This is a genomic window from Dermabacter sp. HMSC08H10 (assembly GCF_001807585.1).
Lineage (GTDB): Bacteria > Actinomycetota > Actinomycetes > Actinomycetales > Dermabacteraceae > Dermabacter > Dermabacter hominis.
In genome coordinates, this window is sequence record NZ_KV789426.1 from 65,135 (window position 1) to 91,546 (window position 26,412).

Sequence of the window (26,412 nt, forward strand, 5' to 3'; positions counted from 1 at the left end):
ACTCACCCCTTAACCGCGCCGTCTTCCACTCCCTTGAAGAAGAAGCGCTGGAACACGGCAAAGAACAGGATGATCGGCACGAGCGCAATCATGGTGCCCGCGGCGATCACGCGCGGGTTGGAACCGAAGTTCGAGTTGAGGTACTGCATGCCCACGGTGAGCGTGTATTTGTCGGGATCGCTCAGCACGAGCAGCGGCCACAGGAAGTCATCCCACCCGCCGATGAACGCGAAGATGGCGACGACACTCGCCATGCCCCGCACGTTCGGCCACACCACTCGCGTAATGATTTGCCACGTGTTCGCGCCGTCGATCACGGCCGCGTCAAGGAGCGCCGGCGGGATCGATCGGCACGCCGCCATCATGAGGAGAACGTTGACAGCACCGATGAGGCCGGGAAGCACGACGCCCGCGAGCGAGTCGGCGAGGCCAAGCGACTTGATCGTGAGGAACTGGCTCATGAGGGTCACTTCGCCAGGCAGGAGAAGCGTCGAAAAGAGGATCCCGAGCGCGATTTTCTTGCCCTTGAACTGCAAGCAGCCCAGTGCGTAACCGGCGATCGTCGAGAAGACCACGTTCGCGAGTGCGAGTGACACGGCGACAATGAGCGAGTGCCAGGCGTAGCCGAGGATCGGCACGGTGTTGGCAACCTCCACATAGTTGTGGAGCGTGAAATCACTCGGCAGAAGCGACGGCGGGAACTGATAGATCGGGTCCCTCGGCCCCTTGAAGCTCGTACTGAGCTGCCACAGGAACGGCCCCACCGACACGAAGAACATCGCGACGAGCAGAATGTAGCGCACGATCAAGCCGGCAAGCGTCGGCTTATTAAATCCCCCGGATTCCTTACTGCGCCACGGGCGGTTCGTGTTGCGGTAGGTGCGGGAAGAAGTTCCGACGGCTTCCTTATTCACGGTGCCGGCTCCGGTTTCGAGAGTGGACATTCCGATCAGTTCCTTATCGCGCGTTCGAGTCTGGCCGGTTGTTGAGGTAGGCCACGAGAATGAGCGGCCCCACCGTGAAGAGGAAGAGGAGCACGGAAAGCGCCGATGCGTATCCGAGCCTGCCGTTGAGGCCTGAGCCGACTTGCTGGACGAGCATGACGAGCGAGGATGCCTCGCCACCGGGCCCGCCCGAGCCTTTCGAGAGCACGTACAGTTCGGAGAACACGCGCATGCCGCTCACGGTGATGAGGGCGCTCACGAGAAACATTGCACCGCGCACGCCCGGAACGGTGACGGACCAGAAGCGGCGCCAGGCGCTCGCGCCGTCCATGGCTGCAGCCTCGTGGAGCTCGTTGCCGACGTTGGCGAGTGCCGCGAGGTACACGACCATGTAGTACCCGAGGCCTTTCCATACGGTGAGGACGACGGCCGTGAAAATGAGGCCCCATCGCGAGGCGAGGAACGGCAACGGGCCTTGAACGAGGCCGAGGAATTGCAGGGTTTCGTTGATGACGCCGTGTGAGTCGAAGAGCCACTGGAAGATGAGGGCCACGACAACAACCGAGGCGATGACGGGGAAGTAGAAAGTCGTTCGGAAGAACGAAATGCCGGGAATTATGCGGTGCACGAGGAGAGCGAGCAAGAGCGGCAAGAAGGTCAGGAGGGGGACGCACGCGACGGTGAAGGCAAGCGTCGTTCCGAGCGATGTCCACACGCGCGCATCGCTAAAGAGCGCCGCATAGTTGTCGAAGGCGACGAAGGTTCCTCCGGTGAGCGGGCGCGCATTCGTGAAGCTCAGGACGACCGTGTTGACGAACGGCCACAGAGCAAAAACGGCGACCCACACAACTGCGGGGCCTACGAGGAGCCACGGGACGTACCACTTGTATGAACGCACGCTACTTCTTTCCTTCCAACGGTGCGGCGTAAAGGGGCCGGGCGAGGCCCGAGGGGCTTCGCCCGGCGACGGGTGTCAGCTGAGCTGATCGTTGCCGTACTTTACGGCTGCGTCGAGCGCTTCTTTAGCCGTGATGTCGCCGCGCATGGCGAGCGCCATCTGCTGCCCCATGTTGGTCTTCATGTCTTCGGTCCACATGACGTTCGTGGGGTCGACTGCGGTCTTCATCGACTCGGCGGCCAGCTCGACTGCTTTGTTCTGCAGTTCGATGTCCGATTTTTCGGCGAACTTGCTGGGGTCGGCTGCCGCTTCTTTCGTGCCGGGCAGGAAGCCCTGTGCGAGCTTGACGAACTCGATCTGGTTTTCGGTGTTCGTCGCGAACTTCGCGAAGGCGAGTGCTGCGGCGGGGGCCTTCGACTTTGCGGAGACGGCGATGCCCTGCACGAACAGGGGCGGCTGCCCCATGCGCTTCGTGACGACCGTCTTCTCGATGAGGCCGGGGTTATCGGTCTTGAGCTCGGTGGGGTAGCTCGAGGTCGCGGTTGTCCACAGCACCTTCTCCTGCTTGTACAGCTGGGCGTTACCGGTGTAGTTATCGCTCAGCACCTCGACCGGCATGGCCTTGGCTTTGTACAGCTCCACGTATTTCTGCAGGAAGTCGACGTTTTCGTCGGTATTGAAGTTGAACTTGCCGTCGTCACCAGAGGTGATGATGATTTCGGGGAGCGAGGAGATGATCGGGGCGGATCCCCCCTGCTTGGCGGCTTCCATGGCCAGGTCGTAGAGCTCGTCGAAGGTCGTGGGCAGCGATTCCTCGCTCACGCCGAACTTGCTCAGCGCATCGATGTTCCACCAGGACATGTCGGTACCGAGGTACCACGGGTAGCCGTAGCTGCCGTCGATGCCCGGCATTTCGTAGGCCTTGACGCCGCCCTCGACGTACATGTCTTTGAGCTTGTCGTCGGCCTTCGCGAGGTCGAGAAGCATGCCGTTCTTTGCGAGTGAGTACGCGAAGTTCGGCGGAACGTTGACGACGTCAGGGAGCGCGCCGGAGTTTGCCTGGCCGAGGAGCTTATCCTCGTAGCCTTCGCCGGGCTGATCCATCCACTTGACTTTGACGCCCGGGTTTTCTTTTTCGAACCTTGCAACGAGGTCTTCAAAGTAGGGGCTGAATTTTTCGTTCTTGAGCGACCAGGTCTGGAACGAAATCTCGCCTTCGACCTTGCCTTCTTTGGCTTCCTTGGCGGCTTTATCCTGTTCGGCGCTGCCGCCGCCACCGCTCAGACCGCATCCCGCGAGGGTGAGCCCCATGAGCCCGACGCCTGCACCGAGAACCGCGCGACGAGTTGTTTTCATTGCCGTGTACCTCTTCCTTGAGATGTCGTGAGCGGCACCAGACCGGTGATAACTAAACCGCTAAAGTTAAGTGTACATGCCTCCTCAGCCACACGGAAGACTGAAGGCCCGCAGGCAGCTCGCACCGCCCGCGGGCCCAAACCCCCACAACCCCTATGGAATCCAGTTAAAAACGGGCGCGAAGGGTCACAATCTGGAACGGCCGAGCCGCGATCGTGATCCGGTCGCCGTCAGCGCGCTGGGCCTGGTAGTGCAGCACCGACTCCTCGGTCAGCTCACGCTCGAGAAGATCCACAGCGACGATCTCCTCAGCGCCAGGCACCACAACCACGCCCTCGCCGCGCACGCCCTCGGACTCGTATAGGCGCACGATCACATCGCCCGACTGGTCCTCGGCGAGCTTGAGCGTCTGGAGGCGCAGCGAGGTCCCCTCCCCCTCGATGCGCGCGAGCGCTGCGTCCACGAGGTCCTGATCGACGTCGCGCGGCGCCTGGTTGAGTCGCGTGCCCTCGTCGATTGCGTCGGCAATCGACGCACCCGGAACGAGCGAGTACCGCATCCGGTACTCCCCCTCCTCTGCGCGCGGATCGGGGAACTCGGCCGCGCGGATCACGGTCGCGCGCACGATCGTGGTCGTGCCACCGTCGCTCTCGCGAAGGCATCGGCACACGTCGTGGCCGTACGAAGAGTCGTTCGCCACCGCGACGGCCGAGCCTGCCTGCTCACCCTCGTGCACGCGCACCCAGCGGTGCGCGCACGTCTCGAAGCGACCGAAGTCGTCGAGCGTGTTGACGGGGATGGGGCGTTCGATGTGCCCGAACTGGATCTCGCTCGCCATGTGCGCCGCGCGCAGGTCGAACGGGAACGCGAGCTTGAGAACCTTTTTGCGCTCGTGCCAATCCACGTCGAGCACGACCTCGAGCCCCTTGGCACCGGGCGCGAGCACGTACGTGAGCACGATCCTCGAGCCGGCCCCGTTCGAGGGCGCTCCGGGGTACGGACGCTCCTCGGTGCGCACGCCCTCCGTGCGGGTCTCGTAGGTGGCGCGCACGTGCACCGCCTCGCCTTCGCGCTCCACGCTCACGGGTCCGACGGTTGCCAGGTCCCTGCCAATGCGGCGATAGAACTCGTCGATGTCCCATGAATCCCACGCGTTGGGAGTATCGCGGTGGAGCTGGAGCAGCGCGCCCTTGGCGCCGGGGGCGATGAGCTCGCGGCCGCTTTCGCCGGCGCGGAGGCTCACGAGGTGGCCGTCGGCGTCGATCTTGGCGAACACGTGGCTGTTGCTGAGGGCGAAGCAGCCGTCGGACTCTTCGCACGTGACCTCGCCCGCGTTTTCACCATCGCCGCTGCTCTTTCCCGTACCCGTGTCCTTTGCCCTTGCGATTGCCTCGAGGGCCTTCTCGACGAGCTCCTCGCCGCGCTCCGCGATGCCCTCGTAGTTGTGTTCGGTCTCCTTGTGCACCCACGCGATCGAACTGCCGGGGAGGATGTCGTGGAACTGGAGGAGGAGGACCTTTTCCCACAGCTCGTTGATCTCCGCATAGGGGTACTCGAACGAGTCATCGAGGCGTGCGGCGAGCGCACTCCACTTCTCGACGTCGTGCATGAGCGCCTCACTTCGGCGGTTGCCCTGCTTACCCCGGATCTGCGACGAGTACGTGCCGCGGTGCAGCTCGAGGTACAGCTCACCGTTCCAGCGTGGCGCATCGGCGTATTCGGCGCGGCTGCACTCAAAGAATGTCGTGGGGCTCGAGAACTCGACCTTTGGTGAGCCCTCGAGGTTCGCGGCCCTGCGGCCCGCCGCGAGTTGCTCGCGCGTGGGGCCGCCACCGCCATCGCCCCAACCGGTCGGGCTGAGCGCGATGTGGCTGCGGCCCTTGTCCTTGTAGTTCTTCTCGACGTATGCGAGTTCTTTGCCGGTGAGCTGGCAGTTGTAGGTGTCAGCGGGCGGGAAATGCGTGTACTGCGTCGTGCCGTCGATGCCCTCCCACCAGAACGTGTGGTGCGGGAACACGGAAAACTGGTTCCAGCTGACCTTCTGGGTGAGGAAGTTGGTGTTGCCCGCGGCGGCGCAAATTTGCGGAAGCGCGCCCGAATAACCGAAGGAATCGGGCAGCCAGGTTTCTGTGGTTTCGAGCCCAAACTCGCGCAAGAAGAAGCTCTTGCCCTGAATGAACTGCCGGGCCATTGCCTCGGAGCCGGGCATGTTCGTGTCGGACTCGACCCACATGCCACCCACGGGAATGAAACGGCCGCTCGCGACGTGCGTCTTGATGCGCTCGAACAGTTCGGGGTAGAAGTCGCGGATCCACTGGTACTGCTGCGCCGATGAACACGAGAACGTGAGGTCGTCGTAATGCTCGAGGAGCCAGCACACGTTGGAGAAGGTGCGCGCACATTTCCGCACTGTCTCACGCACGGGCCAGAGCCACGCGGAGTCAATATGGGCGTGGCCGGTCGCGATCACGGTCATCGCGGAGGCATTGGCGGGCTTGTCGAGTTCACGACGCAAAACCTCGCGCGCGTCGTGAGCCGTCGCGTGCAGATCATCCGGGTCGGCGACGTCAAGCGCATCGTCGAGGCAGCGGAGGATGTCCTGGCGGCGCGTGCTGTCCTCGGGGAGTTCATGCATGAGGCCGCTCAGCGCAACGACGTCCTGTTCGAGTTCCCAGATCGCTTTTGAGCGCCACGCGAGGCGAAGTTCCGTGAGGTCGTAGATCGGGTCGTCTCCCGCGCTCTCCCACTCACCGAGCTTCGTCGGCGCGAATGTCCAGTCACCTGCGACGTTGGGATTGGCGGCGAGTTCGAGGTAGTACTCGAAGCTCGTGGTGCCGGGTTCGAGCGTGAGGTACTGGTTGTAGGGATTGATCGCCTTGACGGTGGTGCCGTCGGTATTCCAGATGAGCGCCTCGGCCTGGAAACCCGGCATGTTCGTGAAGGAGAGGTTGAGCTGGAGTTCGATGTCGCGTTCGTCGTCGCTCACCCACGCATCGGGGACCTCACCCGTCACGTGCAGCCACAGGGTTGACCAGGGGCGGCCCCAGCGCGCACCGACCTCAATGGGGCTATAGGTCTGCGCTTTCGCTTCGGCGAAAGGCACGGGCTCGCCGGGCACCTCCCACGCTTCGATCGTGACGGGCGCGGTATCGAGGTGACGCCGGGCGGGAAGTTGTTCAGCGAGGAACCGTCGGACCCGGTCCTCGCTGTGCGCGCGGTTGTTGAACATCGGTTGGCCTTTCGTCGAGGGTCTGCTGCGCGTTCGGGTTGCGGGCGGGCACGGTCGTGATCGGCGTGTGGCGAACGACGGTGCTCGCGCTATCCGAGCTCGAGGCTTCGGTACTCTCCACGGCGAGCGAAGTCCATCCATTCGCCGAAGACATCGGATCCTGTATTGGTGAGGGAGCGGTTCGATCCATCGGCCTTCAGCCCCTCCACGATCACGCTCTGCGTCGAGGTCGGGGTCGTGGCAAGCTCGCCGGCTTTCTCGAGGGCGATGAGGTCGCGTAGGCGCTCGCCCGCGGGTTTCACCGCTCCTTCGGAATCGATGAGACCCAGGCTATATTCCAGATCTGGGAAGTCGGCAAGTGTTCTCGAGACGTCGTGGGAGCACCACCAGGTGATACCCGAGAGGTTTCGGTACCCGCACGCTGCGCGAACGGTTCCCTCGAGGAAGTCGGCGGCGTTCTCGGGGCTCACCCACGGCGTTGGCGCGCCCACTTCCTGGAGCCACACGGGGCGGTCCGACGGTTGCCCGCTCACCCTGTGCCAGAGGTCTGCGACCTCGAGCAGGTAGCGGGCAAAGTGGGGAAGCTCGGGGGCATCGATGCCGTAGCGTTGCGCCGCGCCGCCGAAGATCCACGAGTGCACGGTTGTGGAGTCACCGAGTTCGACGGCCGCGCGGGGAGTGAAGGGGTGAGCATCGACGAACCACGTGTCGTCATCAAAGCAATGGTGGTGGGCTCCCGTCGGGAAGGCTCCGCGCACCTCGGTGAGCATGCCGTCGAGCCAGGCGTAGGCCTCGCTCGGGGAGATCTCGTGGCGTTCGGGGTGCCGTGGGGCGGCGAACTGACCGATCTCGTTGCCGAGCGTGAGGCCCGAGACGTGTGGGCGGGCGGAGAGCTCGGCGGCGAGGGTGCGCGCGAGGGCGCGCTGGCCGTCCACGACGTCGGCGTCGGTGAAAATGTTGCGGCGATGCCACGTACTCACCCACGCGGGGAGGAAATCGAAGCTCGACAGGTGTCCCTGGAGCAGGTCAACCGAGACCGTAAGGCCCGCGTCGCCGGCGGCGTCGGCGACGGCGAGGACGTCGTCGATGGCTTTCGAGTCGATGAAAGTGCGATTGGGCTGCAGGAGCGGCCACAGCGGGAAGATGCGCACGTGGTCGAGGCCGAGGTCGGCGAGGGTCGCGAAGTCGTTGTCGACCGAGCCGAGATCGAGGTTCGCCCAGGAGTGGAACCAGCCTTTTCGGGGGGTGTAGTTCGCGCCCCACGCGTGCTGTTGATTCATCGCGTCACCTCGTTGTCGCTGGATACCCATGCGCTCACCTAAAGCGCTTTAGCTCAAAAGGTATCATGGACTGCATGGCCCGCCCCACCATCGCCGATATCGCCCGCACCGCCGGTGTTTCGAGTACCGCCGTGTCGTTCGCGCTCAACGGGCGGCCCGGAGTCGCCGAACCCACCCGCGAAAAAATCATGGCGATCGCCCGCGACATGGGGTGGACCCCAAACAGTGCCGCTCGAGCGCTGTCCACTTCGCGCGTCAACGCGATCGGCCTCATCATCACGTCGTCCTACGCCGAACTCGCGCGAGACACCTTCTTCCTCCAGCTCATCGCGGGCGTCGAGCACGCACTCTCGTCGAGCCCCGTCGCCCTCGTCCTCAAAATTGTCGAGAACTTCGAGGATGAGCTCACGGCGATTCGCCAATGGCACGGCGAGTCCCGCATCGACGGGCTCATCCTCGTCAACCCTCGCCCCGACGACCCGCGGCCTGCGCTTACGAACACGCTCGGCGTTCCCACCGTCTTCATCGGCAAGCCCGGAACGAACGAGCCGTTCTCCTCCGTATTCATCGACGACGCTCTCGTCATGGACACGCTTATCGAGGATCTTGTGGCCCACGGAACGCGCCGCATCGCCTACCTCCATTCGCACGCCCGCTACAGTCACGGCGAGGCTCGCCTCAAGGCTCTTAGGCGCAGCCGGCCGGGGATCACGGCGATTGAACACGGCATCCCCCTGGGCGAGCTCGACGACACCTGCGCAGCCATTCGCGATTTCGCCTCGATGCTCGACCTCACGGCCGCGACGACGTTCGTGTGCGAGAGCGAGGACCTCACTCTCGCGACCCTGCGCGCACTCAGCGACCTCGATGTCTCCGTCCCCGCAGACGCGGGCGTCGTGTCATGGGAATCGACCCCTGGCCTTACGCTCCGCACCCCTGCGGTCTCGACGCTCGAGCGAAGCCCCGCCGAGATGGGAAGCGCCGCGGTGGAAGTCCTCCGCGACATGCGCGACAATCCCGGGCCCGAGCCCCGCACACGCGAACTCGCGTGCCCGCGCCTTCACGCGCGCGACACTCTCCCGCCGCGCGTCGAGGGCTAGAGAAGCGGCTCAACCACGAGCGCCGGGCGAGAGATGCCCGCAACATCGAGGGCAAGCTCGCAGAACATCGCATTGGACCACGAGAACCATTCGCGCGTGAACGCCGTGGGATCGTTGCAGTCGATGCCTTCGTGCATATAGCCGGTTCCACCGGTCGTTGCGAGGAGCAACTCGAGAATTGCCCGCTTTTCGTCGATATGGGTCGAGGTGAGCCCCTCGACGGATTTCGCGATGGGCCACACGTAGCCCTCGGGCGTATGCGGGGAGCCGACTCCCGCGAGCGCCGATCCCTCGTAGTAGAACGGGTTGGCCGTGCTCAAGACGGCCGCGCGGGTCGCGAGATACAGCGGGTCCTCGGCATCGATTACACCCAGATACGGGAGAGACAAAAGCGAGGGAACGTTCGCGTCATCCATGAAGAGGGCTTCGCCGGAACCGTCGACCTCGTACCAGAACCGGGCACCCCCCTCATCGCGCGTGATTCCGTGCGCCTCAATCCCCTTGAGGATCCCCTCGCGTACGAGGTCGGCACGCTCGCCCAGGGGCAGGCGTCGGACCCCTTCGCCCCGCTCTCCCGGCGCCTCGCTAAACTCGGCCTTCGCGCACGCCTCCACGAGCGCCGGCACGGCCCTGAGAGCGGCGGCCATGAAGAGGTTCCCCGGGATGTTGTAGCCGAGTGCGCACGCGTCATCGCTCGGGCGAAAGCCCTGCCACACGAGCCCACACGGCTCAGTGAGCCGCCCTCGCCCCTCGCGCACGAGCGTGTCGGTGGGCGGGCAGTCGCGGCGCACGAACGTGTACGCCGAGCGTTCTTCGTGGCGGCTTTCCGTTTCGAGGACCTCGAGGACGGCATCGAGGGCTGGGAGCGTGTCGGCGGTGATCCAGGATGTGTTGCCGGTTGCGAGCAGGCGCGCGGCGAGGTCAATCGGGTAGGCGAGCGAGTCAATCTCGAACTTGCGCTCCCACACCCACGGGCTCGGCTCGGGTTCGTCGTCATCCCAGCGGTTGGAGTTGGCTTCCTCGTTGAACGCGTTTGCGTACGGGTCGATGAGAATCATGCGCCAGTGGGTCGCGAGCAGTCCGCCGATCAAGTCACCGAGGGTTTCGTCCTCGCCAACCAGGCGAAGGAGTGGCGAGAGTTGCGCGCACGAATCTCGCAGCCACATCGCGGGGATGTCGCCCGTCATCACAAACGTGTCCCCCTTGCCGCGCTCACGAACCGTCGTGCGGGCGGTGTTGTCAAGGAATCGCACCACGGCCTCGGCGACGTCCTCGCCAGCAGCGTCGCGCACGCGGGCAGACACGCGTTCAAGGAGTTCAGGGGCGAGTTCAATGCCTTGGGGGTGGGGGGTTCCGACGGTGGCAAAGCGGGGCACTCTTAGCTCATTTCGCTCGGGGTTCTCGGCCGCCAACAGTGGCGGATGTCGACCTTCTTCCGGTCTTCGATGCTCCCACTTTCTCGCATCCCTCACGGTTGAAGCAACACGGCTCGCACCTGTCCCACGCCTTTACATTCCCAGGTAGGGGCTTTAGTCTCGTGTGTGAATCGCGCCATAGATACGCGATTGGCCCATATGCGTCTACAACGGAGTGAGACATGGATCGCCCCCTTTCCCGCCGCACCCTTATTCGCGGAAGCGTCGCCTTTGCCGCAACCACAGGTGCGCTGTCACTGGCGTCACCTGCACTTGCACACCCGCACCGCCCCGGACGCGGCTCGAGAATTGCCTCGGTCGCCTATATCGAGGTCAACAGTAATTCGATTCTGAACGTCGGCAATTATGTTCTTTCCGACGGCACACCAGCATTCGACTACGTCGTTATTTTCGCGGCGAATATCAACTACGACGGCGAAAAAGCCTACCTTCACATGAACGACAATGTTCAACGGGTCCTCGACAATGCAGAGACCACGATCCGCCCTCTCCAGCAGCGCGGCATCAAGGTCCTCCTTTCCGTCCTCGGCAACCATGAGGGCGCTGGCTTCGCGAACTTCCCGAGCCGCAAGGCGGCCGACGACTTCGCGAAGCAGGTCTCGCGTACCGTTCGCCGCTACGGCCTCGACGGCGTAGACCTCGACGACGAATGGGTCGAATACGGCAAGAACGGCACGGGCGAGCCGAACGATTTTTCCTTCCTCGCGATGCTGTCATCGCTGCGCAAGCGACTGCCCAACCGAGTGATCTCGTTCTACTTCATCGGCCCGAGTTCCGAGCACGCCGAGTATCGAGGCCTCAGCGCGGGCCAACTCGTCGATTACGCATGGAACCCGTACTACAACCAGTACAACGTTTTCGACGTCCCGGGACTGCCGAAAGAGCGCTACGGCGCGGCCGCGATCGACCTATCGAGGGCGAGCGGGATCTCCCTCGGCGGGATTGAAAAGCTCGCCCAGCGCACGGTTGACGACGGCTTCGGGGCGTTTGTGACATACGAGCTTCAGCCTGGCGATCAGTCAGCGAAGGTCAGCGCCTTCACCCGTGCGCTGTATGGAAGCGAAGCCACCTACACGGGCGAATTCGTCCTATGAAAGGAGCCGCGCGATGCGTCCATCAGTCAAGGTGACGGAGCGATCCTCACGGCGAACCTTCCTGAAGGTGACCGGCGGAATCGCCACCACACTCCCCCTCGCGATGCTCGCAGGCTGCTCGGGTGACCGCGATTCGTCCACGCTCAAGGTCGCTTATCAGCAGTTTGGTTCGGGCACGACCCTCAAGCAGTGGCTCACGAAGATCATCGCGGAGTTCACGAAGAAGCATCCCGGCGTGAGCGTCGAGCTCGTTCCGATTGTCGCCGCGGAGAACGATTACTTCACGAAGAACGAGCTCTTGATGTCGTCGCCGCGAAGCTGCCCCGACCTCGTTTTCGAAGACACCTTCATCCTGCTCTCCGACGTTGCCGCCGGATACATTCAACCGATCGACGATCTCGTCAAGGGCTGGGAGGGCTGGGACAACCTCTACCCCGCCTCCCAAGCGGCAGCCGTCGATCCCGAGGGACGCGCGCACTGCGTTCCCACTGAAACGGACACGCGCGGCATCTACTACAACAAGAAGGTCTTCGAAAAGGCCGGCCTTCCCACCGAGTGGCAGCCGCACACGTGGGAGGAGATCGCCGAAGCTGCCACGACCATTCGTGACGCGAACGTCGATGCTGCCGGCATGTTCATGTACTGCGGGAAAACCCAGGGCGAAAAAGCCTCGATGCAGGGCTTCGAAATGCTGCTGTATGGCACGAACGACACCCTCTACAACCCCGAGACGAAGAAGTGGGTCGCAGGGTCGCAGGGCTTCATCGACACGCTCGCGTTTTACAAGCGCCAATTCGATGAGAAGCTCACGCTGCCCGTTTCCCAACACCTCGACCCGAATATCGCCGAAGCGATCCAATCGACGATGTTCCCCGCCGGCAAACTCGGAATCCTCATTGACGGCTCGTGGATCTCCAACCAGTGGGCTGAGGACGGCCCCGCACCGTGGCCCACGTGGCAGGACGACGTGGGCCTGGCCCAGATGCCCACGCAAAATGGAGAAGAACCGGGGCTGACCACCCTCGCCGGCGGCTGGGGATGGACGATCCCCACCCACGCGCGCGACCGAGATCTCTCGTTCGAACTCATTAAGGAACTGTGCACGCTCGAGAGTCTCGTCTACCGCAATAAGAGCGGCGCCAACCTCACGACAAGGAGGGACGTCGCGAAAAACGAGGAATACAGGACTTACTCGCCAACCGTCGGATTCTTCACCGACATTTTCGAAGCCGCCTATTACCGGCCAGCGTTTGCGGTCTATCCCGAAGTGTCTTCCGCTCTTCAAGACGCAATGGACACCGTGATGGTGGGCGACAAGACTCCCGAGCAGGCAGCCGCCTGGTACGACACCAAGCTCACCGAGCTGGTGGGCAAGGACAACATCGAGGTGCGTAACTCATGAGTACTTCCGTAGATGCCGTCGCAGCGGCGCCAACAAGTGCGCCAACCAATCGCAAACGGGCTCCCCTCGGGAATCACCTCACGCCTCGCCGCGGCCTCCTCATGGTTCCCGCGTTCCTGCTCATCGCGATTTTCATGCTCGGCCCGATCGTCTATTCGATCTATCTCGCGTTTACAAATAAAGCCGTGCGCGGCGAGAACGCGAAAGCCGTGGAGTTCGTCGCGCTGGACAACTTCATCACCGCCTTTAGCGACGATCGGTTCTGGAACGCCGTCGTCCTCACCCTGATTTTCACCCTGGTGTCCGCGGTTATCGGCCAAAATCTCCTTGGCATGGTTCTCGCACTCCTCATGGAGAAGGCCAACCGCCTCGTGACGTTCATCGGCACGTCGATCGTGATTCTCGCGTGGATCCTTCCAGAAGTCGTCGCGGGCTACCTCCTGTACACCTTCTTCGCTGATCAGGGCTCCCTCAACACGCTCCTCACGAGCATCGGGCTTCCGGGTCAGGATTGGCTCTTTAGCGCGCCGATCCTCGCGGTGTCATTCGCGAATATTTGGCGCGGAACAGCGTTCACGATGCTGATCTACTCGGCGGCGCTCACGTCGATTCCCAAGGACGTGTACGAATCAGCGGAGATCGACGGCGCCGGAGCGTTCACGCGACTTATGCGCATCACAGTTCCGCTCATGCGTACCGCGATCGCTACGAACCTCATGCTCATCACGCTGCAGACCCTCTCTGTGTTCGGTCTGATCTTCATCATGACCGGTGGCGGGCCGTCCGGTCGCAGCCAGACCCTCCCCCTGTACATGTATGAGCAGGCGTTCTCGTACGGCCAGCTCGGCTACGGCACCGCGGTCGCGCTCATCCTGCTCGCGATTGGGGCGATCGCCTCACTCATCTATCTGAAGCTTCTGCCCGAGGAGGACAAGCGATGACCACCGCAGCTCCCACGAAGGCCCGTGCGAAAAGCGACCGCGGAAACCAGCCTCACACGGCGCGCGGGCGCCTTACGTCCGCTCTGTCCTCGATCGTCATCGCCCTCATTAGCGTAAGTTTCGCGATCCCCATTCTGTGGGTCGTGCTTGCGTCATTCGATACCGAAGCGACTCTCGCGGTGAAAGCGCCGGAACACTGGAGTCTCGGTAACTATCAGGCAATCTGGAACGAGCAGACGACGTTCCGCCCGCTCCTCAACTCGCTTGTGCTGTGCGGGTGCGCAACGCTCATCACGATGACGGTCGCGGTGCTATGCGCCTACGCCTTCTCTCGGTACCGCTTCCGGGCACGGCGCCCGCTGCTTCTCGGCATCCTGTTTTCCACGGGCCTTCCGATCACGGCGATCATGATCCCCGTGTATTCGATGTTCGTGCAGGTCAACCTCGTTGACTCGATGCCCGCCGCGATCCTGTTCCTTGCCACGTCGTCGCTTCCCTACGCCATCTTCCTCACGAAAGGGTTCATCGATTCGGTGCCCGTCGAGATTGAGGAAAGCGCGTGGACGGAAGGCGCAGGTGTGGTGCGCACGATCCTCTCGGTCGTTCTTCCACTCATGAAGTCGGGCCTCGCCGTCGCCACGATCTTCACCTTCGTGGGCATGTGGGGCAACTTCTTCGTGCCGTTCATGCTTTTGCTCAGCCCCGAGAAACTCCCGGCAGCCGTCACCCTCTACACGTTCTCGTCCCAGTACGGCCAGGTGGCGTACGGCCAGCTCGCGGCGTTCTCGATCTTCTACTCCGCCCCGATCGTGGTGCTGTATTTGGCGCTCGGCCGCAGTCTCGGCACGGGCTTCGCGGCCGCCGGCGGCGTCAAGGGCTAGGTGGTCCGACGGTTGCTTTAACCTGAAGGGCGCTCCCGGCATCAATCGCCGGGAGCGCCCTTTGTGTACTAGGCGGCGCGTGCCGCGTGGAGCGTTACTTCGCCTCGTGCACCTCAGCGTCGCCGCCGGCCACGCTCGAGTCGCTCGAGGTATCGGTAGCCTTCACCTTCGGCGTGCTCGCCCTGTGGGAGGCGCGCACCTCCTGCGCTTTGTCCTTAGCCGTCGACGCCGCGCCCTTCGCGGCGCTCTTGGCCTGCTCGGCAACCTCGGGGGCCTTGTCCTTCACGGTCTCAGCCGCGTCCTTCGCGACCTTCGAGACGGTTTCGCGCGCCTGGCCAACCTTCTCCTGCACGCGCGGGTCATCGACGTACTGCTTGGCGGTCGCCTCGAGCTTCTCGTAGGGCTCACGGCCCATCTTCGAGCCGATCACAAAACCGATAGCGATGCCAGTTGCAAGAATGAGCTTGTTCTTCATGGTTCCTCCTCCAAGAGGGATGTCTACGGACACAGCCATCGTGGCACACGGTGCTGGAGGGAACCCGGCCGTCAACTCTCGCTGCCCGAAAGATCAATCCGCTCGATTCCGCAGTACACGTTGAAGCGCCCATCATCACCCTCGCTTCGCACAAAGCCGCACAGCGTCATCCCGAGCCGCTTGGCCGTGTCGATTGCTAGCGAGGACGGCGCGCTTACGCAAGCGACGAGCGGGATGCCCGCCATGGCAGCCTTCTGGACGATCTCGAAGGAAGCGCGTGAACTGACGAGAAGTACGGCGTCGTTGAGGGGCAGGCGATCCTCGAGGAGGGCCCAGCCGATCACTTTGTCGACGGCGTTGTGGCGGCCGACGTCCTCGCGCAGCACCAGACGCTCCCCCTCCGGGGTCAAGAGGGCCGCGGCGTGCACACCCCGCCACCGCAAAGGACGAGCACTCTCATACGTGAGGGATCCGTGCTCTGCCCCCGAGGGCGGCAAGTCCACGTGAGAAGGACCCGGCCCCGAAACCGGGACCGGGATCCTGGTGACGCTAGCAGCTCGTTGCGAGCGTCTTCGCCACTTCCACGCTACCTCCCCGAGGCAGCGCCATCGTTGCGCACAGACAGAGGGGAAGCGTATCGCCTAGGACCGCCTCTCGCCTTCGTTCCGGGGAAGGAATCTAAGCGTCTCCAGCCGCCAGCCAGTCCGACGCGGCAGCAAACAAATCCTCGTCGCTCACGGCAGAGGCGAGCGCCTCGACGGCCTCAACATCCTGCAATCGCGCAACAAGGGTTTGAAGCGCCTCAAGCTGCGAGTGCGCCTGCTTGAGGAGCATCATCACGACGAAGCGAGCCTCGATACTTGAGGAACTCGAGCCCATCTCGCGAAACTGCACGGGATGCGCGAGGGTTGCGACAGCAACTCCTTCGATGAGCACGTGTTCGGGATCGGTATGAGGGAGTGCGGTGGGGACCGCCGTAGGCAGGCCCGTGGGGAAGCGTTCCTCCCTCGCGATAACGGCCTCCTCATAGGTAGCCGCAACGGCGCCAAGCTCGCGGAGGCGCCGGGCCATTGTGGTCAGCACCTCGCGGTCACTCTCCGCTTCAAGACGCGCAAACGCCGCGCCGGGGACAATTCCGAAGCTCACTGTGCCACCTCCTGTTTGGTTTGCTCGCGATCACGCCGGTTCATGACCGTGCGCACTGCAAACAGGGAGCCGAAGGAGAGGACGAGGGCAACGATCATACCGGGCACGCCAGCCTTCGCTGCGGCAAAGTAGAACGCGGTGAGGGGGTTCGAGCCATCCACGAGCGACGAGATAGTGTGCTGCCCCTTACCGAGCGAGAAGCCAGAGGCGACCGCAACCTCAGTAAAAACAGGAGCAATCCAGGTCGACACGAAAAGACCGAGACCGATGAGAACGGCACCGCCAATGGTCGAACGGACGATGTTTCCGCGGAAAATCGCCACCATGATCGCGACAATGAATGGGATAGTTGCGAGGTCCACGAGCGGGAGGACGCGGTTACCGAGCGGGGCAAGTCCGACGGCGAGGAACAGCGTGATCGGTACGAGCAGAAGTGACGTCGCGATCACGGATGGCTGACCGACCGCGACGGCGGAGTCAAGACCGATGTAGAACGTTCGACCCGGGAAACGCTTCTGCACAAAGTCGCGCGCGGCCTCCGAGATCGGCATGAGACCTTCCATCAGAACTGAAACCATACGTGGGAGGAGAAACATAACGGCGGCTAGAGAGATCGCGAGCGTCAAGATCTTTTTGGAATCTTCCGCCGGATGCGCAAATCCGAAGCCTAGAAGGCCGATGAGCAGACCGAGAATGAGGCCCATCACGAGGGTTTCTCCGAAGATTCCGAAACGCTTTTGAATCGCCTGCGGAGTGGCATCCAGCTTATTGAAGCCCGGAATGCGATCAAAAAGTGCATTGAGTGGGATCGCGAGGAGACCATAAGGAGCCGAAGTTCCGTGAGGGAACGAGATATCAGGGAGCCCGAAATACTTTTGGACGATGGGGGCCGTGAGGTCCGCGATCGCAAGCATGACAGCCATGTGGCACGCCGCAGCAACAAGTCCCCACCAGAAGCTATGGGTAATCGCGCCCACGAGCGCGCCGATCATCGCACTGTGCCAGAAGTTCCACAGGTCGATATTGAACGTGCGAGTGAGACCGGTGAACAGAAGAATCATGTTCAGGGCAAGCGCGAGCGGAATGATCGCAGCACCTATGGTAGAGCCGAACGCGATCGCAGCGGAGGAGGGCCAGCCGACATCAACGACGTCGAGCCCCACTCCAAATCGTTCGGCCATGGCCTGGGCCGCGGGGCTCACCTGCTGACCCATAAGGCCGATCACAAGATTGATACCGATGAAGCCAATGCCGATCGTGACACCGGCCTTGAATGCTTTCTTAAAAGGAAGACCGAGAATCAGACCAAAAATAGTTATGAGAATGGGCAGTACAACGCTCGCTCCGAGGTCGTTGAGGTAGCCGGAGAGGCCGATGAAAAAGTCTGCCATGACGGGAATTCCTTACGCGACGAGAACCCGGGGAAAAGGGACGATCCGCGCTTACCCTTGTGGGGTGAGTGCAGCCGAGGTGCGGGGCGATTTAAGAGAGCGCGTCCGCGATTTCGCGAAGTGTGGCCTCTTGCCCCATTCCGGTAATGAGGCTGAGAGCGCGAACGACGGGGATCGTGACGGAGTCGGGGACGTCGGTTGTCGAGACGATCAGATCGGCGTCAACTCCGGAGCCGACAAGGTCCATGACCTTACCTTGCTGGATCTGGGCATCAATGCCCTCCGCTTCGAGGAAGTCACGCACCTTCGAGACCACGACGGTTGACGTAGCGACGCCCGTACCGCACACAACCAATACTTTCTTCATTGAAACTCTCCTTCGAGTGAGGCGTTGGGAGCAAGTGTACACACGCCCTCGCGACCCTTCTCAAGACCTAGGGTCAGTAAAAAGTTCGACGGAACTTCTAGTGGACAACACTTGCGTCACGAGAATCAGTGTGCCAGGGTGTAGGCAATGGCGCAACTTATCGCCCCCCTTTCTGCAATTTGTTGCAATTGGCATTTATCACCGAGGATGAAATGGCACAGAACGCAATGACGCTGACCGGCCCCCTACTGATTGTCAACCCCAAGGCGTACCTCTACGGCGACGAAGCTCTGAAGTTAGCGGTCCTCGTCGACGAACTCGCCGGGCGATTCGAAATCCCCACGATCTACACTGCTCAACACGCCGACCTACGGCTCATCACCGAGCACACAACGAACCTCATCATCACCGCACAGCACATGGACCCGATCACCCCTGGCCGCGGCATGGGACATATCCTGCCCGAATCGCTCGTGGCCGCCGGTGCCCGCGCCGTGGTCCTTAACCACGCCGAACACCCCCTCACGATCGCTCAGCTCGACGCCACTATCGAGCGCGCACGCGAGGCCGGGCTAAAGACCATCGTTTGCGCGGATTCGGACGCTCAGTGCTACGCGATCGCCCACCTCGGGCCCGATGCGATGATCTGCGAGCCGACCGCAGCGATCGGTACCGGACAAATGGATGAGGGTGACTATGTCGAACGTACGACCGCAGTCGTTAAGTCCGTCGACCCGAGCATTCTCGTCATTCAAGCCGCGGGCGTAAGTCGCGGAGCTGACGTTACCCGCGTACTCAAGCAAGGGGCCGACGGGTCGGGCGGTACCAGCGGCATCATCAAGCATCCCGACTGGCGGGAGATCCTCACCGAGATGTACACCGCAATACGAGACCACCGCGACGAGAAGTAACCCCATATCCCCCACCGGAAAGAAGCCATCATGCTTATCTCACTTACCGATGCTCTCGCCCGTGCCGAAAAAGATAATGTAGGGCTTGCCGCCGTCAACACCCCTTTCTTCGAAGCTCTCGCCGCCACCATCAAGGTTGGCGAACAGACCGGGCAGCCAATCATCCTGCAACACGCCCAAGTCCACGAGCCATACTCCCCAATCGAGGAGATCGGACCCGCCATCGTCGAGCTCGCAAAACGCTCGAGCGCCCCTTTCGTCGTTCATATAGACCACGGCGAAGACATCGACTACATCGCTAAGGGCCTCGAGATCGGCTTTAATTCGTGCATGATCGACGGCTCGCTGCGCGAGTATGAGGAAAACGTTCGCATCACCCGCGAGGTCGTCGCTATGGCTCACGAGCGCGGGATCGCAGTCGAGGGCGAGCTCGGCGTCATGACCGGCAACGAGAACGGTGACCCTTCCCAGGGCGTCGCAGACGCAACTCTCTACACCCAACCCGAACAGGCCCGCGACTTCGTTGAGCGGACGGGCGTCGACTGCCTCGCCGCGTCGTTCGGTACCGTTCACGGGCTCTACCGACAAAAGCCCCATCTCAACCTGCCGCTCATCAGCGAGTTGCGCGAAGCGGCCGGAGTACCGCTCGTCATGCACGGTGGCAGCGGTCTGAGCGAAGACGAATACCAAGCATCGATCGCGCGAGGCGTGCGCAAAATCAATTACTACACCTATGCTGCACGCGCGGCATACGAGGCGGCTACACCACTCGTCAACGACGACAAGATCTTCCTGTTCACAAACCTCGCGAAGGCGGCGCGCGATGCCGTCGAAACCGACGTCCGCCACTTCGTCGACACCATCTCAGCACGCACTGACGCGTTCTAACCGGCGAGAAACCTTGGAAAGAAGGCCCCCATGACCACCTACACAACAACTCTCGAGCTGCGCAGCCACGGCGGGACCGCGAGCTTCATCGACGTCACGGCTCAGGTCCACGAAACCATCGCCGCCTCCGGAATTACTAACGGCGTGGCCACCATCATTTCGCCCCACACGACGTGTGCCGTGTACTTCGACGAATTCGCACACGACACGGTCGAGGATGGTACCGATTACCTCCAAGTCGATCTCGACGCGGCTCTTAGCCGCATGTTCCCCGCCCAGACGAGCTTCCCTCCCCATGGCGGATACAACTACCCGGGCGAGGCCCACTACCAGGCGGTCGAAAGCTGGCCCTCGGCGGCGACCTTCCTCCCCGGGGGTGACCGCAGCCAACTCCTCAACGCCGACGCGCACCTCAAGGCGAACATCATCGGCGCTTCCGAGACCGTCGCCGTGCTCGACGGGAAGGCCGCTTTCGGCGAGACCGGCTACATCTTTTTCGTCGACTTCGACCGAGCTCGTGAACGAGCTCGCAAGTGTCACATCGTTGTGACCGGGGACTGACCCCACCGATCGCGGCCCGCACGTCCTCATCGCCTGCACGGCCGCGATCACCCTCCTCCCCTAAGGCCCCGCCCGCAAGCGGGCCCTCCTCCCGTTGGTTCCGCAGCGAAGCGGACCCCACAGCTAGGAGTTCTTATGAACAACAACCCAGTTATGAAGGCGTTAACGTGGGCTGCCGAGCATTTCATCGGCGTGTTCAACGCTTCCGCGGAATCGTTCGTCGATCTGGTGACCGGGGTGCTTCCGCTCCTGATGGTCATGCTGACCTTCATGTACGCGGTCACAACGTGGATCGGTGAAGAACGAGTGACGCGAGCCGTCCAGTGGGCCGGCAAGTACGCGATCACCCGTTACACGCTTATGCCGATCCTCGCCGTCCTGCTGCTCACCAACCCGATGGCTTACACGTTCGGCCGCTTCCTTCCCGAACGCTACAAGCCTGCGTTCTACGACTCAGCAGTATCGTTCGTGCACCCGGTAACCGCACTTTTTCCCCACGCTAACGCAGGCGAGATATTCGTGTGGACGGGTGTCTCGGCAGGCGTTCTCAAGGTTGCCCCCGAGAAGTATGCAACGCTCGCGATCCTTTACTTCATCACCGGCATCATCGTGATCTGCATCCGCGGCTTCGCTACTCAGTGGATGACCAACCTTCTCATCAAGCGCGGCGGACACGAAGCGCCCTTTAAACAGTACGACGCCGACTACGCAGCCGGACGCATCCAGGGAGGCGTGGCATGACCTTCTCATCGATTCGCATCACGAAGGGCAGCAGCGGCTGGGGCGATGGCCTCACTCTCACACCGACCGACGCCAAGAAGACGATCATCTCCGTCACCGGCGGCGGTATTCACCCCGTCGCCCAGCGCATGGCCGAGCTCTCGGGGGCCGATGTCGTCGACGGGTTCATCAATCACATCCCCGATGAGGACGTTCTCGCAGCCGTCATCAACTGTGGCGGCACCGCCCGCATCGGCGTATACCCCAAGAAGCGCATCCCGACGGTGGATGTCTTCCCTGGCTCACCTGCGGGCCCGCTCGCTCAGTTCATTACACCCGACATCTTCGTGTCCGACGTAGGCCCGAGGCAGGTCGCGCTTGCCGACGAAGCGGCGGTCTCCGCCGCCACCGCCGAGACCGCCGCCGCAGAACCAGAGAAGAGCGTCGCGGACACTAAGACTGCGGCCAAGGAGCAGGCCGCTGCTCAGTACAAGCCTTCGGGCTTCACGGGCATCGTCGTGGGCTTCGGCAACTTCATCGGTTACGTCATCAACACGCTTTTGAGTTCGGGGCGTCAGGCGCTCGACATTATGCTCAAAACCGTTATCCCTTTCATGGCGTACGTCGCGCTTCTGATCGGTTTTGTGAACTACTCAGGCGTCTCGGACTGGCTCGCCGACCTTGTCACCCCACTCGCCTCGAACCCGTTCGGGCTGATCCTCCTATCGATCATTGTCGCTCTTCCGTTCCTGTCGCCGATCCTCGGCCCTGGCGGCGCGATCGCACAGGTCGTGGGTGTTCTCATGGGCACACAGATCGGAATCGGTGCACTCCCCGTTCAGTACGCCCTGCCCACCTTGTTCGCGATCAACGGCCAGGTCGGCGCCGACTTCGTCCCCGTAGGTCTCTCTCTCGGAGAGGCGAAGCCAGAAACGATTTCGGTCGGGGTTCCCGCGGTGCTCTTCACACGCCTCGTGACCTCACCCATCGCGGTCATCATCGCCTTTGGCTTCTCGTTCTTTATGTAGCGAAGCCTGATCCATCTCTCACCACTAGGAGTCCTACGACATGTCCAACGAATTGTGGAGCGCCAATATCAGCCAGATCGGTGCCGATGCGGAAATGATGTTCTCCGAGGGTGTCATTATCCTCTTCGGAGAGCCCGTTCCCCCCTCCCTCGCAGAAGTTGCACTTGTGCACACCGGAGGCTCGACGTTGACCCGCGACCTGGTCGTGGGCGACGTGGTTTACATCGACGGTCACAAATACACAGTGACGGCGCTGGGCGAAATCGCTAACAAGAATCTTGCCGAGCTTGGCCACATCGTCCTATACGTCAACCAACCCGACCAATCGGTGCTACCGGGCGCCGTTCTCGTCTCAGGACCCGACGAATTCACGACGCCGCAGGTCGGCGCCAAGATCCGCGTCATGGGAGCCTAGTGATGCGCGGCGTCGAGTGGCTATTCCCGGTTCTGCTCTTCCTCGCGTTCGTCGTCTCTGCGATCCTCACGCTTTTGCAGCAGCGTCGGTACACGCGAGAGATCAATGCGGCAGCACAGGCCTCGACCGGACCTCACGACGTCCTCGTCACCGGCCGGGGCCGCGGCGTTAGCCGTGGAGCCATCGTCATCTTCGTCGTTGACCAATCCGAGGGCTGTATCACACGCGCAAGCGCCATGGTTGGATCCACCGTGTTTGCGCGCTTCCGCGCCTTTCCCACTCTCCTCGGTCCCACCGCTGGGGCACAGGAGCGGGCGAATGGGAAGCACCTGAAGAAAGCCGTTGCCGTGGCACTTGCGCAAGTTCCAGCCAACCCCACGGTTGCTCTCGCGGAATGCAAGCGTTCAGAGCGAGAACGTGCTGACCGAGCACGCCGCGCCCGTGCAGCGACACGGAGGAGCAACCACAAAGGGCGAGGGGAGGACCTGGCTGCTAACGCCGTTGATGCCACCACCTCCCCACTCGCACCGCGCACGCCTCGGCCTGAACGTTCTGCACACGTTGGAACTCCCTGATACTCACCACATTCATCCCGCTAGAAAGGACACAACCGTGGGATACACAAAGGATCTTCTTACACGCGAGGCTCGTGAGGGCCGCCCGATTCGCGTCGGAGTCGTGGGCGCAGGCCAAATGGGCTCCGGCATGATCGCGCAGATCTTTCAAACCTCCGGTATGACCGTCGCCGCGGTCGCCGATATCGTCGTCGATAAGGCCGAAGCAGCACTCAAAGCGGCGGGGGCGACCGATATCGTCGTCGCCGTCGACGATATCGAGACCGCGAAAAAGGAGGTCGAGAACGGCTCGGCGGTCGTCATCAAGGACGGTCTCAAAATGCCTGAGCTCCCCGTCGATATCGTCGTCGAGGTTTCAGGCGTTCCAGAGATCGCCGCGCAAATCGCTTACACGTGCATCACCCACAGCAAGGATGTTGCGCTTATGACGGTCGAGGCCGACATCACGGTCGGTCCGCTCCTGTCATCTATGGCAAATGCGGGCAACGCCGTTTACACGATCTGCCGCGGCGACGAGCCTGTCGAGGCGCTCAAGCTCGTCGAGTACGCGCAAGATCTCGGTCTCGAGGTCGTCGCCGCCGGCAAGGGCAAGAACAACCCGAACAAGCCGACTTCGATCCCTGCGGACAACGAGGAGGAGGCTGCGCGCAAGCACATGAACCCAAGGATGCTCACCGAGTTCACCGACGGTACTAAAACCCAACTCGAGATGGCGGCTTTGTCGAACGCCACCGGCTTCCCGGTCGAGCAAGCCGGCATGCACGGCGTCGAGTGCAACATCAAGGACCTTGCCACAACCCTCATCCCGAAGGCCGACGGCGGTATCCTCAATGCCGACAAGGGCCCGGTCGTTGAATACACTACCGGCGACGTTGCCCCCGGCGTGTTTGCGATCGTGAAGTCCACTAGCGACGTCGTGACTCACGAGCTCGACTACCTCAAACTCGGCAAGGGTCCTTACTATCTACTCCTTCGCCCGTGGCATATCGCCTCGATCGAAGCTCCGCTCTCGATCGCGGAGGCCGTGATCAACCGCAAGGCGGACTTCCAGTCGACCACCGTCACGACCGAGGTCGTAGGCCGCGCAAAGTTTGACCTCGAGGGCAACCTCGAGCTCGAGGGGCTCGGCGGTAATCACTTCTACGGCTGGGCTGTCCCGTCCGAGGAAGCACGCGAAAAGGGTTACGTTCCAATCGGTCTGCTACAGCGCTCGGTGCTCAAGAAAGCCATCAAGGCCGGCGAATACATCACATACGACAACCTTGAGCTCGACGAGTCACGCCCACTCGTGGCCATGCGCCGGCTCCAGGACTCGCTCGTGGCGCGGGGCGTAATCTGATTCCCTACCCTCTCACTCAGGCGGGTTGACGGCTACACTTGGCGTCAACCCGCCGCTCGTTTTCCCTCCTCCGATCCCCGAAAGTCCCGCATGGCACTCAAACGCGACCGACGCACCCTCATCGATGTCGCCCGCCTCTACTACGTCGACGGCCTCGATCAATCCACGATCGGCGAATCACTAGGGCTTTCGAAATCGACCGTCTCGCGTATCCTCACAGCAGCGAAGGAAGAGGGAATCATCCAGGTAAGGATCGTCGGAGACGACGTCGAACGGAACGAGGAGCTTGAGCGACAAATCACGGAGCTCTACGACATTGAGCGCGTGTTCGTCGCCGCATCTGGATCAGATCCGTATGAGGCGACCTCCCGTCTCGCGGCCCAGCGATTCATAGAACTCGCGCCGCATGCCGGACGGATCGGATTCGGCTGGGGCCTCACGATCCAACGTATGATCCAGGCAATCCCAACGCGGTCGCTCGGCGCGGAACACGTGCTCACTCCACTCGTGGGAGGGATGCCCACCGCGGATACAGCACCGAGCGGCAACAACATGATCGTCGCGCTCGCCGAACGACTCGGCTGCAGATCGGAACGCTTTGATGCACCGGCGGTTGTCGAATCGAGCCGCACGTGGAACGCGCTCATGAGCGAATCAAGCGTACGCACCGCCCTCGAGAATGCGCGCGCGACCGACCTCGCGTTCGTCGGCATTGGCACGCATGGAGTACATACGTCACGCTTGGTGATCGACGCGATGAAGCTCAACGAGGAGCAGCTCGCGCAATACCTCGCCCAGAATCCGGCGGGAGACATGTGCGGTCATTATTTCGACCCGGACGGCAAGCCGCTCGGAAGCCCTACGACGAATCGGGTGATTGGATTGACGATCGAGAATCTCCAGAATCTTCCGCGTGTGATTGGCATCGCCGCGGGTAACGATCGCCTTCCGGGTCTCACGGGCGCGATTCATACGGGCGCTCTCGAGGAGCTGTGTATTGACGAGGAGATTGCGCGTTCGCTCGTCCGTGCAACGGGTATCGGGCCCGGGAGAGCGGACTCCGGTGAGCGCTGCGTGTGCTCCGCGTGCGGGGCGCCGCACCCGCGCGCCGTACGCTAGCTCTTGCTCGCTGCCAGGTCGATCCTCTCGGAGCCCGCGTAAACGTTGAAGCGCCCGTCATCGTCACCTTCGCTGCGCACGAATCCACACAGGGTGATGCCGAGCCTTTGGGCGGTATCGATTGCGAGAGAGGAAGGGGCGCTCACGCACGCGATGAGGCCTATGCCGGCCATCGCGGCTTTCTGCACGATTTCGAAGGAGGCGCGTGAACTGACGAGAAGCACGGCGTCGTTGAGGGGCAGGCGATCCTCGAGGAGGGCCCAGCCGATCACTTTGTCGACGGCGTTGTGGCGGCCGACATCCTCGCGCAGAACGAGGCGCTCCCCCTCCGGTGTCAAGAGGGCCGCGGCGTGCACACCGCCAGTTTTCGAGAACGCTGCTTGGCCGTCGCCTAGCTCGCGTTGCGCCCGAAGGAGGGTCGAGGGGTGCATGGCAAACGTCGGAACGAAGTCGTGACGTACCCGCTGCGTCACCTGGTCGATTGAAGCCGAACCACACACACCACACGCGCTCGAGGTAAGGAAGGGCTTCGTGATCACCGGGGCTGTGGTGATGGTGCGGGTGGTGAAGTCCATGACGTTGTAGGTGTTGCGTTCGAAGCCGGAGTCGTCTTCGACGACGGCGCCGTCGCAGTAGCGAGCTTCGCGAATGTCGTCGCGGTTCGTGATGTAACCCTCGGCATGAAGGAAACCGTGGATCAGTTCGACATCGTGGCCCGGGGTGCGCATCGTCATGGAGAGCTGCTGGCCGTTGAGACGAATGTCGAGGGGTTCTTCAACGGCGACGGCATCGGGCCGCTCAGAGTGGTAGAGCTTGCCGTCCCGGATTCGTATGCGCGTCAGGCGCGTCGATGCTGTCACTCGTCCCATAGCACCTCAGCTTAACTGCATTCGTTCGCTGCGGCACGGCCTGTACC

Annotated in this window: 25 protein-coding genes and 1 pseudogene; 14 read left to right on the forward strand and 12 right to left on the reverse strand. The window is 62.4% G+C overall.

Features of this window, described 5'->3' with window-relative positions:
- Positions 1-2: 2 nt before the first annotated feature.
- From HMPREF3176_RS07560 to HMPREF3176_RS07580, 5 genes are all read right to left on the reverse strand, one after another.
- Entirely contained in the window at positions 3-944 is a 942-nt protein-coding gene (locus HMPREF3176_RS07560) for a carbohydrate ABC transporter permease (RefSeq protein WP_070459386.1), read from the reverse strand.
- A gap of 13 nt (positions 945-957) precedes the next feature.
- A complete protein-coding gene (locus tag HMPREF3176_RS07565) occupies positions 958-1,842 on the reverse strand; it encodes a carbohydrate ABC transporter permease (protein WP_070459389.1) in 885 nt (294 codons plus the stop codon).
- Between the two features lie 75 nt (positions 1,843-1,917).
- Positions 1,918-3,198 (reverse strand): extracellular solute-binding protein, encoded by a 1,281-nt coding sequence (locus HMPREF3176_RS07570; RefSeq protein WP_016663747.1) that lies wholly within the window; start codon positions 3,196-3,198, stop codon positions 1,918-1,920.
- A gap of 166 nt (positions 3,199-3,364) precedes the next feature.
- Complete coding sequence (locus HMPREF3176_RS07575; protein WP_070459392.1) at positions 3,365-6,427, reverse strand: alpha-mannosidase; 3,063 nt, start codon at positions 6,425-6,427, stop codon at positions 3,365-3,367.
- Positions 6,428-6,516: 89 nt separating this feature from the next.
- The gene (locus HMPREF3176_RS07580) at positions 6,517-7,707 is read right to left on the reverse strand and encodes a glycoside hydrolase 5 family protein (RefSeq protein WP_070459395.1); all 1,191 of its coding nucleotides are present in this window, start codon (positions 7,705-7,707) and stop codon (positions 6,517-6,519) included.
- 74 nt (positions 7,708-7,781) lie between these two features.
- On the opposite strand from HMPREF3176_RS07580, the gene HMPREF3176_RS07585 reads away from it, so the two are divergent.
- Positions 7,782-8,807: a LacI family DNA-binding transcriptional regulator gene (locus tag HMPREF3176_RS07585; RefSeq protein ID WP_168161963.1), complete on the forward strand. Its 1,026-nt coding sequence runs from the start codon at positions 7,782-7,784 to the stop codon at positions 8,805-8,807.
- Here the strand turns inward: HMPREF3176_RS07585 and HMPREF3176_RS07590 are convergent.
- A complete protein-coding gene (locus tag HMPREF3176_RS07590) occupies positions 8,804-10,183 on the reverse strand; it encodes a glycoside hydrolase family 125 protein (RefSeq protein WP_070459400.1) in 1,380 nt (459 codons plus the stop codon). The two genes, HMPREF3176_RS07585 and HMPREF3176_RS07590, sit on opposite strands and share 4 nt — an antisense overlap.
- Positions 10,184-10,404: 221 nt before the next feature.
- On the opposite strand from HMPREF3176_RS07590, the gene HMPREF3176_RS07595 reads away from it, so the two are divergent.
- Genes HMPREF3176_RS07595 through HMPREF3176_RS07610 form a run of 4 tightly spaced genes read left to right on the forward strand, consistent with a single transcriptional unit; the run spans position 10,405 to position 14,561 of the window.
- Positions 10,405-11,337: an endo-beta-N-acetylglucosaminidase H gene (locus HMPREF3176_RS07595; RefSeq protein WP_070459403.1), complete on the forward strand. Its 933-nt coding sequence runs from the start codon at positions 10,405-10,407 to the stop codon at positions 11,335-11,337.
- A 13-nt stretch (positions 11,338-11,350) separates the two neighbouring features.
- The gene (locus HMPREF3176_RS07600) at positions 11,351-12,739 is read left to right on the forward strand and encodes an extracellular solute-binding protein (RefSeq protein WP_070459406.1); all 1,389 of its coding nucleotides are present in this window, start codon (positions 11,351-11,353) and stop codon (positions 12,737-12,739) included.
- A complete protein-coding gene (locus tag HMPREF3176_RS07605; protein WP_070459409.1) occupies positions 12,736-13,680 on the forward strand; it encodes a carbohydrate ABC transporter permease in 945 nt (314 codons plus the stop codon). Before HMPREF3176_RS07600 ends, HMPREF3176_RS07605 begins: the two co-directional genes overlap by 4 nt.
- Positions 13,677-14,561 carry a carbohydrate ABC transporter permease gene (locus HMPREF3176_RS07610; protein ID WP_082738825.1) on the forward strand — a complete coding sequence of 295 codons (885 nt, stop codon included), beginning with the start codon at positions 13,677-13,679 and terminating at the stop codon, positions 14,559-14,561. The genes HMPREF3176_RS07605 and HMPREF3176_RS07610 overlap by 4 nt, the downstream gene beginning before the upstream one ends.
- Positions 14,562-14,655: 94 nt before the next feature.
- Here the strand turns inward: HMPREF3176_RS07610 and HMPREF3176_RS07615 are convergent, their stop codons facing one another.
- The 5 genes and pseudogenes from HMPREF3176_RS07615 to HMPREF3176_RS07635 form a co-directional block, all read right to left on the reverse strand.
- Complete coding sequence (locus HMPREF3176_RS07615; RefSeq protein ID WP_061212447.1) at positions 14,656-15,036, reverse strand: hypothetical protein; 381 nt, start codon at positions 15,034-15,036, stop codon at positions 14,656-14,658.
- A gap of 71 nt (positions 15,037-15,107) precedes the next feature.
- Positions 15,108-15,476, reverse strand: a pseudogene (locus HMPREF3176_RS07620) (formate dehydrogenase accessory sulfurtransferase FdhD); the annotation flags it as partial.
- A gap of 238 nt (positions 15,477-15,714) precedes the next feature.
- Positions 15,715-16,182 (reverse strand): PTS sugar transporter subunit IIA, encoded by a 468-nt coding sequence (locus HMPREF3176_RS07625; RefSeq protein WP_070459412.1) that lies wholly within the window; start codon positions 16,180-16,182, stop codon positions 15,715-15,717.
- Positions 16,179-17,573, reverse strand: coding sequence for a PTS galactitol transporter subunit IIC (locus tag HMPREF3176_RS07630; RefSeq protein WP_070459415.1), 1,395 nt, complete (start codon positions 17,571-17,573; stop codon positions 16,179-16,181). The genes HMPREF3176_RS07625 and HMPREF3176_RS07630 overlap by 4 nt, the downstream gene beginning before the upstream one ends.
- Positions 17,574-17,664: 91 nt before the next feature.
- The gene (locus HMPREF3176_RS07635; RefSeq protein ID WP_070459418.1) at positions 17,665-17,940 is read right to left on the reverse strand and encodes a PTS sugar transporter subunit IIB; all 276 of its coding nucleotides are present in this window, start codon (positions 17,938-17,940) and stop codon (positions 17,665-17,667) included.
- 212 nt (positions 17,941-18,152) lie between these two features.
- Between HMPREF3176_RS07635 and HMPREF3176_RS07640 the strand changes: the two genes are divergently transcribed.
- The 9 genes from HMPREF3176_RS07640 to HMPREF3176_RS07680 all read left to right on the forward strand — a co-directional run bounded on the left by HMPREF3176_RS07640 (position 18,153) and on the right by HMPREF3176_RS07680 (position 25,496).
- Entirely contained in the window at positions 18,153-18,851 is a 699-nt protein-coding gene (locus HMPREF3176_RS07640; RefSeq protein WP_141742388.1) for a triose-phosphate isomerase, read from the forward strand.
- Between the two features lie 30 nt (positions 18,852-18,881).
- A complete protein-coding gene (locus HMPREF3176_RS07645; protein WP_070459420.1) occupies positions 18,882-19,739 on the forward strand; it encodes a class II fructose-bisphosphate aldolase in 858 nt (285 codons plus the stop codon).
- A gap of 30 nt (positions 19,740-19,769) precedes the next feature.
- Entirely contained in the window at positions 19,770-20,300 is a 531-nt protein-coding gene (locus tag HMPREF3176_RS07650) for a YjbQ family protein (RefSeq protein WP_070459423.1), read from the forward strand.
- A gap of 135 nt (positions 20,301-20,435) precedes the next feature.
- Positions 20,436-21,041, forward strand: coding sequence for a PTS glucitol/sorbitol transporter subunit IIC (locus HMPREF3176_RS07655; RefSeq protein ID WP_070459426.1), 606 nt, complete (start codon positions 20,436-20,438; stop codon positions 21,039-21,041).
- On the forward strand, positions 21,038-22,048 hold the full coding sequence (locus HMPREF3176_RS07660) for a PTS glucitol/sorbitol transporter subunit IIB (protein WP_070459429.1): 1,011 nt from the start codon (positions 21,038-21,040) through the stop codon (positions 22,046-22,048). Before HMPREF3176_RS07655 ends, HMPREF3176_RS07660 begins: the two co-directional genes overlap by 4 nt.
- 40 nt (positions 22,049-22,088) lie before the next feature.
- A complete protein-coding gene (locus HMPREF3176_RS07665) occupies positions 22,089-22,463 on the forward strand; it encodes a PTS glucitol/sorbitol transporter subunit IIA (protein WP_070459432.1) in 375 nt (124 codons plus the stop codon).
- 2 nt (positions 22,464-22,465) lie between these two features.
- Positions 22,466-23,038 (forward strand): transcriptional regulator GutM, encoded by a 573-nt coding sequence (locus HMPREF3176_RS07670; protein WP_070459435.1) that lies wholly within the window; start codon positions 22,466-22,468, stop codon positions 23,036-23,038.
- A 37-nt stretch (positions 23,039-23,075) separates the two neighbouring features.
- On the forward strand, positions 23,076-24,377 hold the full coding sequence (locus HMPREF3176_RS07675) for an NAD(P)H-dependent oxidoreductase (protein ID WP_070459438.1): 1,302 nt from the start codon (positions 23,076-23,078) through the stop codon (positions 24,375-24,377).
- A 90-nt stretch (positions 24,378-24,467) separates the two neighbouring features.
- The gene (locus HMPREF3176_RS07680; RefSeq protein WP_070459440.1) at positions 24,468-25,496 is read left to right on the forward strand and encodes a sugar-binding transcriptional regulator; all 1,029 of its coding nucleotides are present in this window, start codon (positions 24,468-24,470) and stop codon (positions 25,494-25,496) included.
- On the opposite strand, the gene fdhD is transcribed toward HMPREF3176_RS07680, so the two are convergent.
- Complete coding sequence (gene fdhD, locus HMPREF3176_RS07685; protein WP_070459443.1) at positions 25,493-26,365, reverse strand: formate dehydrogenase accessory sulfurtransferase FdhD; 873 nt, start codon at positions 26,363-26,365, stop codon at positions 25,493-25,495. The genes HMPREF3176_RS07680 and fdhD overlap by 4 nt on opposite strands.
- Between the last annotated feature and the right edge of the window lie 47 nt (positions 26,366-26,412).

What these genes read in the sequence shown, in the direction of transcription:
- HMPREF3176_RS07610 (WP_082738825.1), top strand. Translation starts at nt 13,677, where the DNA reads ATGACCACCGCAGCTCCCACGAAGGCCCGTGCGAAAAGCGACCGCGGA.
- HMPREF3176_RS07640 (WP_141742388.1), top strand. Translation starts at nt 18,153, where the DNA reads ATGGCACAGAACGCAATGACGCTGACCGGCCCCCTACTGATTGTCAAC.
- HMPREF3176_RS07570 (WP_016663747.1), bottom strand. Translation starts at nt 3,198, where the DNA reads ATGAAAACAACTCGTCGCGCGGTTCTCGGTGCAGGCGTCGGGCTCATG.
- HMPREF3176_RS07655 (WP_070459426.1), top strand. Translation starts at nt 20,436, where the DNA reads ATGAACAACAACCCAGTTATGAAGGCGTTAACGTGGGCTGCCGAGCAT.
- HMPREF3176_RS07650 (WP_070459423.1), top strand. Translation starts at nt 19,770, where the DNA reads ATGACCACCTACACAACAACTCTCGAGCTGCGCAGCCACGGCGGGACC.
- HMPREF3176_RS07580 (WP_070459395.1), bottom strand. Translation starts at nt 7,707, where the DNA reads ATGAATCAACAGCACGCGTGGGGCGCGAACTACACCCCCCGAAAAGGC.
- HMPREF3176_RS07595 (WP_070459403.1), top strand. Translation starts at nt 10,405, where the DNA reads ATGGATCGCCCCCTTTCCCGCCGCACCCTTATTCGCGGAAGCGTCGCC.
- HMPREF3176_RS07585 (WP_168161963.1), top strand. Translation starts at nt 7,782, where the DNA reads ATGGCCCGCCCCACCATCGCCGATATCGCCCGCACCGCCGGTGTTTCG.
- fdhD (WP_070459443.1), bottom strand. Translation starts at nt 26,365, where the DNA reads ATGGGACGAGTGACAGCATCGACGCGCCTGACGCGCATACGAATCCGG.
- HMPREF3176_RS07600 (WP_070459406.1), top strand. Translation starts at nt 11,351, where the DNA reads ATGCGTCCATCAGTCAAGGTGACGGAGCGATCCTCACGGCGAACCTTC.
- HMPREF3176_RS07660 (WP_070459429.1), top strand. Translation starts at nt 21,038, where the DNA reads ATGACCTTCTCATCGATTCGCATCACGAAGGGCAGCAGCGGCTGGGGC.
- HMPREF3176_RS07560 (WP_070459386.1), bottom strand. Translation starts at nt 944, where the DNA reads ATGTCCACTCTCGAAACCGGAGCCGGCACCGTGAATAAGGAAGCCGTC.
- HMPREF3176_RS07630 (WP_070459415.1), bottom strand. Translation starts at nt 17,573, where the DNA reads ATGGCAGACTTTTTCATCGGCCTCTCCGGCTACCTCAACGACCTCGGA.
- HMPREF3176_RS07680 (WP_070459440.1), top strand. Translation starts at nt 24,468, where the DNA reads ATGGCACTCAAACGCGACCGACGCACCCTCATCGATGTCGCCCGCCTC.
- HMPREF3176_RS07575 (WP_070459392.1), bottom strand. Translation starts at nt 6,427, where the DNA reads ATGTTCAACAACCGCGCGCACAGCGAGGACCGGGTCCGACGGTTCCTC.
- HMPREF3176_RS07605 (WP_070459409.1), top strand. Translation starts at nt 12,736, where the DNA reads ATGAGTACTTCCGTAGATGCCGTCGCAGCGGCGCCAACAAGTGCGCCA.
- HMPREF3176_RS07670 (WP_070459435.1), top strand. Translation starts at nt 22,466, where the DNA reads ATGCGCGGCGTCGAGTGGCTATTCCCGGTTCTGCTCTTCCTCGCGTTC.
- HMPREF3176_RS07635 (WP_070459418.1), bottom strand. Translation starts at nt 17,940, where the DNA reads ATGAAGAAAGTATTGGTTGTGTGCGGTACGGGCGTCGCTACGTCAACC.
- HMPREF3176_RS07615 (WP_061212447.1), bottom strand. Translation starts at nt 15,036, where the DNA reads ATGAAGAACAAGCTCATTCTTGCAACTGGCATCGCTATCGGTTTTGTG.
- HMPREF3176_RS07665 (WP_070459432.1), top strand. Translation starts at nt 22,089, where the DNA reads ATGTCCAACGAATTGTGGAGCGCCAATATCAGCCAGATCGGTGCCGAT.
- HMPREF3176_RS07645 (WP_070459420.1), top strand. Translation starts at nt 18,882, where the DNA reads ATGCTTATCTCACTTACCGATGCTCTCGCCCGTGCCGAAAAAGATAAT.